Origin of the sequence: Pseudomonas sp. NFACC42-2 (assembly GCF_900116055.1) — a bacterium.
Lineage (GTDB): Bacteria > Pseudomonadota > Gammaproteobacteria > Pseudomonadales > Pseudomonadaceae > Aquipseudomonas > Aquipseudomonas marginalis.
Map to the genome: position 1 here is coordinate 89,337 of NZ_FOZO01000005.1, position 13,807 is coordinate 103,143.

Consider the following 13,807-nt stretch of genomic DNA (forward strand, 5'->3'; position numbering starts at 1 on the left):
TGGGCGAGGACTTGAGCCTTGAAGGCAGGCTGAAATGCGGTCAAAAAAAAGTGGGAGGGGGCAAGCCCCCTCCCACTTACCTGATGAAATCAGGCTGGGTTTTGCACGGCGGTCACTGGCTCAACACCACATCCCGCATCGCCGGAATGTAACCGTAGTCGTATGCCTCCTGCACAAACGAACGATCGCCCTTCAACACGATCCTGACCGTCGGCGCTTCGGTGCCGCCGATGCGGTAGTCATCGCCGGTGGTGGGCACGCTGTCGATAAACGACGTCACCAGGCCGTTGGGCATCACGCAGTGGGAATACGTCTGGAACGGCTGCGAAGGCGGATTGCCGAGGACCAGCCCGGACGCGTTCATCGGCGTATAGGGTCCGAACAGATGATCGCTGACAAACCCATAGACGCCATCCGGCCCCGTCACGCCATCGGCATAGGTGAACTTGTGGCTGATGGTGAACAGGTAGTATTTGTTGTCCTGGAACACATAGTGCGGCCGTTCGGTCTGGTCGTTCACGCCAACGGCCGTGACCAGGGGCGGCAGGATTTCCCATTCGTCACCGTTGAGGTCCTTGGCCACGGCGATGCCGATGCAACCCACCTGGTAGCGGGCACCGCCCACGTCCTCGTGCCCCGGCGGCACCAGGCCCAGCTCGTTCGGGCCCACTTCGTGAGTCCCGCGCTCGCCGGCCACATTGCCTTCGAACACCATGTACAACTTGCCATCGACGGGATCGATAAAGGGGCTGGGATCGCGAAAGTTCCAGGTCGCATTCTGCGCTTCGGTCTGGTAGTAGGTGCCGTCGGCATCGAACAACGACTTGACCTGATCAAAGCCCTGGAGGGTGACACCGGTGTCGGACGTAATGACCTGGCCCCGGACTTTGGCAATCGTGGCGCCCGGCGTGACACAGGTGTAGTACAGGTCGATATCGCCGTTGTTGTTCAGCAGGATCGGCGTGCCCGCCCATTCACGGGTGGTCGGCGAAACCCCTTCGGCCATGACCCGGCCGCCGAAGATCCAGTCCTTGCCGGTACGCGAATACCAGTAGCAGATCCGCGCATGACCATGGCGGTCTTCCCAATCGCGCTTGATGTCGTAACGGCCATCGGCATTGATGAATTGTGGATCATGGGGGCGACGGTCGGCGGTCAGGGTGAAGATCACCGACCAGCCATCCACCGATACCACCGTGCCATCGAGTTCACGCAAGGGCATGGTGTCCCAGATAAAGACCGTGTCACTCATGACAGGAAAGTCAGGACTCACTAACGGCTGTGTCGTCGTCGGGTCATTTTCATTAACTTTCAGCGCATCGGCCCGTGTCCAGCGAGTGGGTGCGTGATTCGCATGTTTCATGATGATGTCCTTTTGCTGACGCTTAAATGACAAGCGAAGATTAAATAGCACCTGACAGCCAGCAACTTAATACTGACTGAAAGAGCAAGAGATAGTTGGCTCTGCAAGTGCGCACCAAGGTTTAACATGGGCACTTGCTTATCGCAACATGAAGAATTATTTATATTACAAAGGCCATCACTGTGTTTATATCCTTGATATAAATACAGTGGCACTTGCAATAAATGACAGCTCAGTAGAAAGCTAGCTAATCAACTACCAAATACCAGCGCCGCAGCCTGGGCACCGGCATTCTTCTGGGTGAAGTCCTTGGCTTGCGCCGCGGTCTTCAAGGTATAGGCGTAGTTGGAACTGGCCGTCCATTGTGCTTTGGGCGACTTCTGGTTGGTGATCGGTGGCACACTGTTTATATCCGTGAACGTCCCGGTGCCTTTGTCATCCAACATGCCTTTATTCTGGCTGCCTTCGCCAAAGTAGTTACTTTCAGACAGGATATTGGCGTTCTGAGCCAGGGTAAAACCGAGGTGGAAGTTATTGATGTAGTTGTTGTACACATGAAAATAACCATAGCGCATCAAGCCGGGCGCGCGCACTTCCATATTGTCGAAGCGGTTATGGCACAACGTCAGGCGCGGATAACCGTTGAACTCTGTTTTATTATCATCCGCCGGGTGGCCGAAGATCAGCCCGTACTTGTGGCTGCCAAAGAAGCAGTTGCTGATGGTGGCATAATCGGCTTTTTCACCGATATACAGCAGTTTATCTTCACTGCCGTCAGTGGTTGACCAGCTGTGACCGACAAACGAGCAATGATCAATCCAGTACTTGCTGCCGTAGTTCAGGTAGACCTGAATATCGTCATTGGCCTTAATGCTCGCCGAATGCTTGAAGATAATATTCTGCAGAATGATGTTCTGCGACTGCGCGGTTGCACGCAGGTGAATATTCTCCAACGTGCGGTTCTGGAACGAACCAATCAACGTTTTGTTGGCGCCCAAGTTGACTTTGGTGAGGCTCGACGCCGAGATATTACTGTTGATCACCAATACCCGAGGCGTGGTGTCACCGATATTGGCCTTGAGTTGATCCAGGCTGGTGATACTGACCACAGGACCGGACCAGCCGCCAGTGACTTTTGCCGCGAGGGCGAAACCGGTCAAGCCGGTGAGTTTGCTTTCTGGATAGGACATGAGTTCCCTCTCTATCAATAAAAACGGCTCGGTATAACGAGCCTGTGCATTAAGTTAATCCATTAACTTGCACACAGTGTTTGGCGTGGCTGATGTTGCCATCCTGGTTGATCAGCGCTTAAACACTGTGTTTATGTACAGTATTCGTCATTCGCCTGGCCGTCAACCCTCAAGTGGAAAACAACCAAAAGTGGGAGGAGGCTTGCCCTAATGCCTATCCGTTAAGAGATAGAACGGGCAAACAGTAACCTGTGGTGAGCGGGCTTGTCGAATCGTCGCACCGCCCGCGTTGGGCTGCGTAGCAGCCCCAATAAGAGCGCTGCTGTGTGCCAGGCAGGTCCGGGGCTGTGTTTTGGGGCTGCTGCGCAGCCCAACGCGGGGCAAGCCCGCTCACCACAGTTACAGTGTTTTCCCTTAACTGACTGGCAAGTCCCCTCCCATAGGGTTCCGCTGTGTTCTTTTGGCCGTTATTTGGACACCGGCATCGCAAACTCCGCGCCCTGCTCGATGCTCTCCGACCAGCGCTGCATGATCGATTTCTGCTTGGTGTAGAAGCGCACACCCTCAGTGCCGTAGGCATGCATGTCGCCGAACAGGCTCTTCTTCCAGCCACCAAACCCGTGCCAGGCCATCGGCACCGGGATCGGCACGTTGATGCCGACCATGCCCACTTCGATACGCCGGGCAAACTCGCGGGCAATGTTGCCGTCGCGGGTAAAGCAGCTGACGCCGTTGCCGAATTCGTGGTCGTTGACCAGCTTCACCGCCTCGGCGAAGTCATTCACGCGCACGCAGGCCAGTACCGGGCCGAAGATTTCTTCACGGTAGATGCTCATCTCCTGGGTCACGTGGTCGAACAGGGTCGCGCCGAGCCAGAAGCCGTTTTCCAGGCCAGCCTCGGTGGGTACATAGTCACGTCCGTCGAGCAGCAGTTGCGCGCCGGCCTGCACGCCTTGCTCGATGTAGCCGCTGATGCGCTCCAGTGCGGCGCGGGACACAATCGGACCCATCTCGGCCTTGAGGTCGCGGCCGTCGGTGATGCGCAGATGCCTGGCGCGTTCGGTCAGGGCGGCGATGACCTTGTCACCGACATCGCCGACCAGCACCGCTACGGAAATGGCCATGCAGCGTTCGCCGGCACTGCCGTAGGCGGCGCCCATCAAGGCATCGACGGTTTTTTCGATATCCGCGTCGGGCATCACCACCATATGGTTCTTCGCGCCGCCCAGGCCTTGCACACGCTTGCCGTTGCGCGCACCGGTTTCGTAGATGTACTGGGCAATCGGCGTGGAGCCGACAAAGCTCACAGCCTTGACGTCCGGGTGCGCGATCAGCGCGTCCACCGATTCCTTGTCGCCCTGCACCACGTTGAACACGCCTTTGGGCAGGCCGGCTTCACGCAGCAGTTCAGCCATGAACAGCGAAGCACTTGGATCGGTCGGGCTTGGCTTGAGGATGAAGGTGTTGCCCGCCGCGATGGCGATCGGGTACATCCACATCGGCACCATCACCGGGAAGTTGAACGGCGTGATGCCGGCGACGACGCCCAGGGGTTGGCGCATCGTCCAGTTGTCCATGCCACGGGAGACCTGGTCGGAATGCTCGCCCTTGAGCAGGTTGGGGATGCCGCAGGCGAATTCGAGGATATCGATGCCACGGTCGACTTCCCCCTGGGCATCGGTGAAGACCTTGCCGTGTTCGGCGACAATGATGCGCGCCAGGTCGTCCTTGCGCTCACGCAGCAGGTGCAGGTATTCGAACAGCACGCGGGCGCGACGGATAGGCGGGGTGTCGGCCCAACCGGCAAAAGCGGCCTGGGCAGCGGCGACGGCTTCCGACACGGTCTGGCTGCTGGCCAGGGCAACGCGGCCGGTGATTTCGCCGGTGGCCGGGTTGTAGACGTCCTGATAGCGATCATCGCGGCTGACGCGCTGGTCGTTGATGTAGTGCTCGATGGTTGCAGTCATGGCAGTAGATCCCAGGTGGGTTGCGTTGGGACACACGATAGGCTTTCGGTTTGTTCCAAACCAGAGCAGAATCAAGAACTGATTGTCCTCACAAGCGAACAATAAACCCATGGAAAAATCCGAGATCGAAGGGCTGTGGACCCACATTCACTGGCTCTCAGTGCTGGAGGAACACGGCACCTACACCGCCGCCGCCGCGCGCCTGGGGGTGAGTAAATCCGCGGTCAGCCAGCGCATTTCCGACCTCGAGAAAGCCACCGGCACACGGCTGGTGACCCGCACCACGCGCAGCGTGCGCTTGACCGATGCCGGGTTGTCGCTGACCCGTGAAGTGCGCGGTGCCTATGAGCAAATCGCGCGCAGCTTCTCGTCGGTGCGCGATTCCGCCGGGGAGATTCGTGGCCTGGTGCGCTTGACCGCTCCCGTGGCATTCGCCCGACAACAGCTGGTGCCGCACTTGGCGGAATTCCTGCAGCAGTACCCGCAGGTGCGTATCCAGCTGGATGTGTCGGATGCCCTGAGTTCGCTGGCGGCCGAAGGCTACGACCTCGCTGTGCGCCACGGCTTCCAGGTGCCGGAAACCCATGTGGCGTGGAAACTGTGCGACACCGGTTCGGCGCTGGTCGCCAGCCGCGATTACCTGCAACGCCACGGCGAACCCCGCGAACCCGGCGACCTGTCGGCGCACAACTGCCTGTTCTACCCGCGCGGCACCGACCAGCCCGCATGGACCTTCGAACGCGGCGGCAAAAAGGTCGAACGCCTCACCGTGCCCATCGCCGGCAGCTTCGCCACCAACAACAGCGAAGCCCTGCGTGATTCGGCGCTCAACCACTTGGGCATCGCCCTGCTCCCGGACTTCAGCGCCCACGCTGCGCTGGCCAGCGGCAAGCTGGTACAGGTGCTCAAGGGCTGGACACTCAAGGGCGCGTTTGCCGATGAGATCTACCTGATTCGGCCATATTCGCCCCATGTGCCGAAGTCGGTGAGTGCGTTGGTGGGGTATTTGAAGGGCAAGTTGTCGGGTGGGTTTCGGTTCAACGGCTGAGGTTTAGCGCTTGAACAACAGAACTAAAAGTCCATAATAGACAAAATAGTTCTTACCCAGAGGCGCATATGTCCATCACCCCCCAAGTGATCAACCAAGCCCAGGCCCGTGAATTGCTCGCCCAAGTCGATGTGCCACAGATCCTGCGCACGCTGTTCCGCGCCCTGGCCGCCGGGCACGCGGTGCAACCGGCGCAGCAGTTAGTGGCGTTCCCCCACGGCGCCGGGGACTTCATCAATTACCTGGGCGTGCTGGCTGAAGAGGGGGTGTACGGGGTCAAGACCTCGCCGTATATCGTGCGCGAGCAAGGGCCGCTGGTAACGGCCTGGACGCTGTTGATGTCGATGCAAACCGGGGAGCCCCTGTTGCTGTGCGATGCCGCCGAACTGACCACCGCGCGTACCGCCGCGACCACTGCGCTGGCGGTGGAGGCATTGGCCCCGCAAACGGCGCGGCGCCTGGCGATCATCGGCAGCGGCAAGGTGGCCCAGGCGCATCTGCACTACGTGAAAAACCTGCGGGACTGGCAGAGCATCAGTGTGTTTTCGCCCAGCCTGGCCACTGCCAATACCGACGCCATCAAACGCCTGGATCCACGCTTGAGCGTCGCCGACAGCTGCGATGCGGCGGTGGCCGACGCCGATGTGATCCTGCTGTGCACCTCATCGGCCGGCCCGGTGATCGACCCGTCGCGCTTGAGCAAGCCGGCGCTGATCACCTCGATCAGCACCAACGCCCCGCGTGCCCATGAAGTGCCGCCCCAGAGCCTCAACGCCATGCAGGTGTTCTGCGACTATCGCCAGACCACCCCCGGCTCGGCCGGCGAGATGCTGATCGCCGCTGAACAGCACGGCTGGGACAAAAACGCCATCGTCGGCGACCTGCCCGAACTGCTCAGTGAGCAGGTACAGCGCCCGGCCTATGACCGCCACGTATTTTTCCGTTCCATCGGCCTGGGCCTGGAAGACATCGCCCTGGCCAATGCCCTCTGGAGACTGTTATGAGCCATGCCGACTTCATCATCATCGGCGGCGGCATTGCCGGCGCGTCCACGGGTTTCTGGTTGTCGCCCCATGGCAAGGTGCTGGTGCTGGAGCGTGAATCCCACCCGGCCTATCACTCCACCGGACGCTCGGCGGCGCTCTACACGGCGGCGTATGGCACCCCGCAGGTGCGGGCGTTGACCCAGGCCAGCCGCGCGTTTTTCGATAACCCGCCGCCAGGTTTCTGCGAGCACCCGCTGCTGACGCCGCGCGGCGAAATGACCGTGGACTTCAACGGCGACGCTGCCGAATTGCAGGCCCAGTACCAGAGTGCCAAGGCCACGGTGCCCCAGGTCGAACGGCTCACGGCGGATGAAGCCTGCGCGCGCCTGCCGATCCTGCGCCGGGAAAAAGTCCATGGCGCGCTGTATGACCCGACCGCCAGCGACATCGACACCGACGCCCTGCACCAGGGCTACCTGCGCGGTATCCGGCGCAATCAGGGCGAAGTGCGTACCGACAGCCATGTACTGGGCTTGAGCCGTGACAGCGCGGGCCTCTGGCACGTAAACACCCAGGACGGGACCTACACCGCGCCGATCATTATCAACGCCGCCGGCGCCTGGGCCGATCATATCGGCGGGCTGGCGGGCGCCGCGTCCATCGGCCTGCAACCCAAGCGGCGCTCGGCATTTATCTTCGCCGGCCCCGAAGGCGTGGACAGCCATGCCTGGCCGATGCTGGTGGCCCTCGACGAAGCCTTCTACATGAAGCCCGACGCCGGCATGTTCCTCGGCTCGCCGGCGAATGCCGACCCGGTGGAGCCCCAGGATATACAGCCCGAAGAGCTGGACATCGCCATGGGCATCTACCAGATCGAAGAAGCCACCACCCTGACTATCCGCCGCCCGACGCGCACCTGGGCCGGCCTGCGCAGCTTTGTACATGATGGTGATTTGCTCAGCGGCTTCGACCCGCAGGTGCCCGGCCTGTTCTGGGTCGCGGCGCAAGGCGGTTATGGGATCCAGACCTCCCCCGCCATGGGCCAGGCCAGTGCGGCGCTGGTGCGCGGTGAAGCCTTGCCGGAGCCACTGACGCGGTTCGGCCTGGACGCTGGTATGCTCTCCCTCGCCCGCCTGGAGCCCCATTGATGAACAGCGCCGAACACGAAAAAGTCCTGCAGAATTTCCGCGCGATTGCCGATGCAATCGCCACGCTGTTCTTCCCCCACGCCGAAGTGGTGCTGCATGACCTGCGCACGCAAAAAGTCGATTACATTGCCAATAACCTGTCCAAACGGGGCATTGGCGACGACTCGGCGCTGGAGGACATGCTCAGCGCCGACGTCAGCGACGTGAATATCGGCCCCTACGAAAAGCTCAATTGGGATGGCCAGAAAATCCGCAGCCTGAGCACCGTGTTGCATGACCACACAGGTCGCCGGCTGGCGGTGCTGTGCATCAACCTGAATATCTCACTGTTCGAAAACGCCAAGGCCGCCCTGGACCTGTTCCTGTCGCCGAGCAAGCTGATCCCGCAACCGGACTCGCTGTTTCGCGATGACTGGCAGGAGCGCATCAACACGTTCCTGCATGCCTGGATGCGCGAGCGCCAGCTGAGCCTGAACCTGCTCACCCGTGACCACAAGCGTGAGCTGGTACTGGCGCTGCATGCCGAAGGCGCGTTCAAGGGCAAGAGCGCCTCGAACTATGTGGCCAATGTGCTGGGCATGGGGCGGGCCACGGTCTACAAGCATTTGAAGGAGCTCAAGGGCTGATCAAATGTGGGAGGGGCTTGCCCTCTCCCACCACATTTTGCCCGCGCAGGACGCTCAATCGCCGTAGATATCGGCCTTGAAGTACTGCTGTGAAATCTTCTGGTATTCCCCACTGGCACGAATGCCGTCGATAGCGCTGTTCAGTTCGCTGACCAGCGCGGTATCGCCCTTGCGCACCGCGATCCCGGCACCCTCGCCCACGTATTTCGGGTCCTTGAGTTCCGGGCCGACAAACCCGTAGCCCTTGCCCCGAGGCATCTGCAAAAAGTCATTCAAGGGAATGGTGTCGGCAAAGATCGCGTCCAGCCGGCCTGCCGCCAGGTCCATGTAGATCTCTTCGTTATTGCTGTAGCGCTTGACGTTGATGCCCTTGGGTTCGAACACCTCGGTGGCGTAACGGTCGGTGGTGGTGGCGCGCTGCACACCCACGGTCTTGCCCTTGAGGCTGGCGTACTGGTCATCCACCACGGCACCGTCCTTCATCACCAGGCGCGACGAGGTGAAGTAGTACTTGTGGGAGAAATCCACCGACTTCCTGCGATCGTCATTGATGGTCATGGACGACAACGCCATGTCGATTTTCTTCACCTTGAGGGAAGGAATCAGGCCGTCGAATTCACCTTCGACCCACACACACTTGACCTTCATCTGCGCACACAGCGCATTGCCGATGTCGTAGTCGAAGCCGACGATCTTGCCCTCTTCGGTCTTGGACGCAAACGGTGGGTAAGCCGCTTCGATGCCGATGCGCAGGGTTTTCTCGGCGGCCAGCAGGGGGCTGGAGGCGATCAGGCCCAAGGCCAGGGCGGTGATGAGAGGGAGTTTCCTCATGGTCGTGTCTCGCGAGTTGTTATTGGTTTTGGCAAGCGTGAAGAAAAAGCTGGAACGGGATTTTTTGTACTTATAATTCCATACTGGACTTTTACGTATCACCCGTCAATCACCACTCGCCAGCCCTTATCGCCCATGACTTTTTTGCACAACGCTCCGGTGTTTTTGAGCGTTTTGCTCTTATTTATGCGTGCCTATACTCGGTCCAGCCTCTCGGTGCACCCGAGGGGGTCAGTCCCCACAACAATAATTAAGGACACCGACCATGACCCAGTCCTTCCTGGCTGCCCGGGATTTCCTGCTCGCGCACCGCACCGACTACGCCACCGCCGCCCGGGATTTTCGTTGGCCACAGCTGAGCGAATTCAATTGGGCTCTGGACTACTTCGATGCCATGGCCGAGGGCAATGCCGCCGACGCGCTGTGGATCGTCGAAGAGGACGGCAGCGAGCAGCGCTACAGCTTCCAGCAACTGGCCGCGCGTTCCAACCAAGTCGCCAACCACCTGCGCGCCCTCGGTGTGCGGCGTGGCGAGCGCGTGCTGCTGATGCTCGGCAACGATGTGGCACTGTGGGAAACCATGCTGGCGGCCTTCAAGCTCGGCGCCGTGGTGATCCCCGCCACCGCCCTGCTCAATCCGGTTGACCTGCACGACCGCATCGAGCGGGGCCAGGTACGCCACCTGGTGGTCGGCGCGGCGCATGTCGGCAAGTTCGAGGGCCTGGGCGAGGGTTGCAGCCGCATCTGTGTGGGGGCGGCGCCGACTGGCTGGTTCGCGCACAGCGCCGCCTTCGAATACCCCGAGCGATTCGAGGTAGAGGGTCGTACCTTGGCCACCGACCCAATGCTGCTGTATTTCACCTCCGGCACCACTTCAAAACCGAAGATGGTGCTGCACAGCCACCAGAGCTACCCGGTCGGCCATCTGTCGACCATGTACTGGATCGGCCTGCAACCCGGCGACCTGCACCTGAACATCTCCTCGCCGGGCTGGGCCAAGCATGCCTGGAGCTGCCTGTTCGCGCCGTGGAATGCCGGCGCCTGCATCTTTATCCATAACGTCGCGCGGTTCAGTGCCCAGGCATTGCTCGGCACGCTGGAGAAGTACCGGGTGACCAGCCTGTGCGCCCCGCCCACGGTGTGGCGCATGCTGATCCAGGAAGACCTGGCGAGCTACAAATCGCGCCTGAACCTGCGCGAACTGGTGGGTGCGGGTGAACCGCTGAACCCGGAGATCATCGAGCAGATCCAACAGGCCTGGGGCCTGCCGCTGCGCGACGGCTTCGGCCAGTCGGAAACCACCGCGCTGGTGGGCAATACGCCGGGCCAGGTGCTCAAGCCAGGCTCCATGGGCCGCCCGTTGCCGGGCTACCAGGTGGCCCTGCTGGACGCCGACGGTGTGCCGGGCACCGAGGGTGAAGTCGCCCTGCCCCTGGATATACGCCCACTGGGCCTGATGCTCTGCTACGAAGACAGCCCGGAGAAAACCGCCGAGGTGATGCGCGACGGTTACTACCGCACCGGCGACACCGCGCAGATCGACGCCGACGGCTACATCACCTTTGTCGGGCGCGCCGACGATGTGTTCAAGGCCTCCGACTACCGCATCAGCCCCTTCGAGCTGGAAAGCGCGCTGATCGAACACCCGGCAGTGATGGAAGTGGCCGTGGTGCCCAGCCCCGATCCGTTGCGCCTGGCGGTGCCCAAGGCGTTCCTGATCCTGGCCCATGACGCCCCGGGCAGTGCCGAGCTGGCACGCCACATCCTTGAGTTCGCCCGCGAGCATCTGGCGCCCTACAAGCGGGTGCGGCGGATCGAGTTTGTCAGCGAATTGCCCAAGACCATTTCCGGCAAAATCCGCCGCGTGGAGTTGCGGCAGATGGAGGTGGTGCGACGCCAGAGTGATACACGGGGTGAACAGGAACACTTCGAGGAAGATTTCAGCTGAAAAAAAGCCCGGGGGCCGCTAAAGGCTCCACCGGGCAAAACGAAGCGACCAGCTTCAGAAACGCGGTTTGACAGTCTTCCAATCCGGTTGATAGCGCTGCATCTGCTTCACGTCGTCGCGCTGGCGAATGCCGCAGCTGAGGTATTGGTCATGCAGCTTGCCCAGTTGGTCAGGGTCCAGTTCCAGGCCCAGCCCCGGTGCGCGGGTGATCTTCACGCAGCCGTCGACAATCGGCAGTTTGCCGCCCTTGATCACCTCTTCGTCCGGTTCTTGCCAGGGGTAGTGGGTGTCGCAGGCATAGTCGAGGTTGGGCACCGACGCGGCCACGTGGGCCATGGCCATCAGGCTGATGCCCAGGTGTGAGTTGGAGTGCATCGACACGCCCAGGCCAAAGGTCTGGCACATCTTCGCCAATACCTGGGTGTCGCGCAGGCCGCCCCAGTAATGATGGTCGGCGAGCACGATCTGCACGCTGTTCAGGGCCACGCTGCGGCGGAACTCGTCGAAATCGGTGACCACCATGTTGGTCGCCAGGGGCAAGCCGGTGCGTGTGTGCAACTCGGCCATGCCTTCCAGGCCGGGGGTCGGGTCTTCGTAGTACTGCAGGTCATCGCCGAGCAGTTCGGCCATGCGGATCGAGGTTTCCAGGGACCAGTTGCCATTCGGGTCAATGCGCAGCGGCACGCCGGGGAAAGCCTTTTTCAAGGCCTTGATGCACGCCACTTCATGCTCAGGGTCCAGCGCACCGGCCTTGAGCTTGATGCTTTTGAAGCCATAGGTGTCGATCATCCGCCGCGCCTGGGCGACGATCTGTACTTCGTTGAGGGCTTCGCCCCAGCTGTCGGGTTTATAGGGCGAGTCGATATGCTCGGCGTACTTGAAGAACAGGTAGGCGCTGAACGGGATCCGGTCGCGGATCGCGCCGCCCAGCAGGTCCACCAGCGGCACATTCAATGAGTGCGCCTGCAGGTCGAGAAACGCCACCTCAAACGCCGAATAGGCATTGCTCACTGCCTTGCTCGCATGGGAACCGGGGGCCAGTTCGGCGCCGGCAATGCTCGCGGGTTTGTGCGCCGCCACGGTGGCCTGCACGATGGCGCGCAGGTGGTTGAGGTTGAACGGATCGAGGCCGATCAGTTGATCCTTGACCTGTTGCTGGATCGCCAGCGCCGGGGCATCGCCGTAGCTCTCGCCAAGGCCGATGTAGCCGGTGTCGCTCTCGATTTCGATGATCGAGCGCAGCGCAAAGGCTTCGTGGATACCGCTGGCGTTGAGCAGCGGCGGGTCGCGAAACGCGATGGGGGTGACGGTGACGCGGACGATTTTCAAGAGGCGGCTCCCTGTGGGCCTGGACGCAAGGCGTGATGATGAGTCGGTTTGGAGGTGGGCGGCACACCGGGCCGTGGTGCGGTGCGCGCAAAGAACACCACCACCGCGGCCACCAGCGAGGTCGCGGCAAGGCCGTAGAGGCCGCCTTCAATCGAACCGGTGGTCTGCTCCAGCAGGCCGAAGGTGGTGGGTGCAACAAAACCGCCGAGGTTGCCGACCGAATTGATCAAGGCGATCACCGCCGCGGCGATGCGCGCATCCAGGTAACCCTGGGGGATCGGCCAGAACAGCGCCGAGGCGGCCTTGAAGCCAATCGCGGCAAAACAGATGGCGACAAATGCAAACACCGGCCCGCCAGTGGTGGACATGAACATGCCGACGGCGGCGATCACCAGCATCAGCGCCACCCACGCCTGCTGGTGTTTCCACTTGCTGGCCAAGGCGGCGAACCCATACATGGCGACGATGGAAATCAACCACGGAATCGAGTTGAACAACCCCACCTGGAAGTCGCCCAGGTTGCCCATTTTCTTGATCATGCTCGGCAGCCAGAACGTGGCGCCGTAGATGGTCAGGGCGATGGAAAAGTAGATAAAGCAGAACAGCGCGATCTGCTTGTCGGCCAGCAGCTTGAACATCGACGGCCGCACGCTCCGGGTAGCTTCGCGGGCCGTTTGCTCAAGCGCGATGGCGGTCACCAGCGCGTATTTTTCTTCGTCGCTGAGCCACCTGGCTTGATGGGGGTGGGACTGCAACCAGAACCACACAAACCCGCACAACAGGATGGAGGCAAAACCCTCGATCAGGAACATCCACTGCCAGCCATGCAGGCTCAAGCCGCTGACATTGAGCAACGCCCCCGACACCGGCCCGGAAATCACCGAGGCGATGGCCGAACCGCTGAGAAAAATCGCCATCGCCTTGCCGCGCTCGGCGGCCGGCAGCCATTGGGTGAAGTAGTAGATGATGCCGGGGAAAAAACCGGCTTCGGCCGCGCCGAGCACGAAGCGCAGGATATAGAAACTGGTTTCGCCTTTGACAAAGGCCATGGCCATCGCGGCCGCGCCCCAGGTGAACATGATGCGCGTCAACCAGGCCCGTGCGCCGTAACGCTGCAGCAGCAGGTTGGACGGCACTTCGAAGATCGCGTAACCGATGAAGAACAGCCCGGCGCCCAAACCATAGGCGGCGGCGCCAATGCCCAGGTCGGTCTCCATATGGCTGCGCACAAAGCCGATATTGACCCGGTCGATGTAATTGACGATGAACATCACCACGAACAACGGCAGTACATGGCGCTTGACCTTGGCGGCTGCGCGGGCGAGCACGCTCGGGTCGGGCGGATTCTGGACGGTATCCAAGGGCAACTCC

The 13,807-nt window shown here is 61.2% G+C and carries 11 protein-coding genes; 5 read left to right on the forward strand and 6 right to left on the reverse strand.

Annotated features, from left to right (window positions below; genetic code table 11):
• Positions 1–112 precede the first annotated feature (112 nt).
• The 3 genes from BM416_RS12835 to BM416_RS12845 form a co-directional block, all read right to left on the reverse strand.
• Positions 113–1,363: a glycoside hydrolase family 68 protein gene (locus BM416_RS12835; protein WP_065926252.1), complete on the reverse strand. Its 1,251-nt coding sequence runs from the start codon at positions 1,361–1,363 to the stop codon at positions 113–115.
• Positions 1,364–1,614: 251 nt separating this feature from the next.
• Positions 1,615–2,553: a pectate lyase family protein gene (locus tag BM416_RS12840; protein ID WP_092488293.1), complete on the reverse strand. Its 939-nt coding sequence runs from the start codon at positions 2,551–2,553 to the stop codon at positions 1,615–1,617.
• Between the two features lie 467 nt (positions 2,554–3,020).
• Entirely contained in the window at positions 3,021–4,520 is a 1,500-nt protein-coding gene (locus BM416_RS12845; protein WP_092488294.1) for a CoA-acylating methylmalonate-semialdehyde dehydrogenase, read from the reverse strand.
• 109 nt (positions 4,521–4,629) lie between these two features.
• On the opposite strand from BM416_RS12845, the gene BM416_RS12850 reads away from it, so the two are divergent.
• From BM416_RS12850 to BM416_RS12865, 4 genes are all read left to right on the forward strand, one after another.
• Positions 4,630–5,568 (forward strand): LysR family transcriptional regulator, encoded by a 939-nt coding sequence (locus BM416_RS12850; RefSeq protein WP_092488295.1) that lies wholly within the window; start codon positions 4,630–4,632, stop codon positions 5,566–5,568.
• A gap of 68 nt (positions 5,569–5,636) precedes the next feature.
• Positions 5,637–6,572 carry an ornithine cyclodeaminase family protein gene (locus tag BM416_RS12855; RefSeq protein ID WP_092488296.1) on the forward strand — a complete coding sequence of 312 codons (936 nt, stop codon included), beginning with the start codon at positions 5,637–5,639 and terminating at the stop codon, positions 6,570–6,572.
• On the forward strand, positions 6,569–7,702 hold the full coding sequence (locus tag BM416_RS12860; RefSeq protein WP_092488297.1) for an NAD(P)/FAD-dependent oxidoreductase: 1,134 nt from the start codon (positions 6,569–6,571) through the stop codon (positions 7,700–7,702). Before BM416_RS12855 ends, BM416_RS12860 begins: the two co-directional genes overlap by 4 nt.
• Entirely contained in the window at positions 7,702–8,328 is a 627-nt protein-coding gene (locus BM416_RS12865) for a helix-turn-helix transcriptional regulator (protein ID WP_027603534.1), read from the forward strand. Before BM416_RS12860 ends, BM416_RS12865 begins: the two co-directional genes overlap by 1 nt.
• 54 nt (positions 8,329–8,382) lie before the next feature.
• Here BM416_RS12865 and BM416_RS12870 read toward each other — a convergent pair whose 3' ends face one another.
• Positions 8,383–9,159: an ABC transporter substrate-binding protein gene (locus BM416_RS12870; RefSeq protein WP_092488298.1), complete on the reverse strand. Its 777-nt coding sequence runs from the start codon at positions 9,157–9,159 to the stop codon at positions 8,383–8,385.
• A gap of 265 nt (positions 9,160–9,424) precedes the next feature.
• Here BM416_RS12870 and BM416_RS12875 point away from each other — a divergent pair, with 265 nt between their 5' ends.
• Positions 9,425–11,107, forward strand: coding sequence for an AMP-binding protein (locus BM416_RS12875; RefSeq protein ID WP_092488299.1), 1,683 nt, complete (start codon positions 9,425–9,427; stop codon positions 11,105–11,107).
• Between the two features lie 54 nt (positions 11,108–11,161).
• Here BM416_RS12875 and BM416_RS12880 read toward each other — a convergent pair whose 3' ends face one another.
• Together BM416_RS12880 and BM416_RS12885 are read right to left on the reverse strand one after the other, a co-directional pair.
• Positions 11,162–12,436 carry a glucarate dehydratase family protein gene (locus BM416_RS12880; RefSeq protein ID WP_065939682.1) on the reverse strand — a complete coding sequence of 425 codons (1,275 nt, stop codon included), beginning with the start codon at positions 12,434–12,436 and terminating at the stop codon, positions 11,162–11,164.
• A complete protein-coding gene (locus tag BM416_RS12885) occupies positions 12,433–13,797 on the reverse strand; it encodes an MFS transporter (RefSeq protein WP_092488437.1) in 1,365 nt (454 codons plus the stop codon). The genes BM416_RS12880 and BM416_RS12885 overlap by 4 nt, the downstream gene beginning before the upstream one ends.
• Between the last annotated feature and the right edge of the window lie 10 nt (positions 13,798–13,807).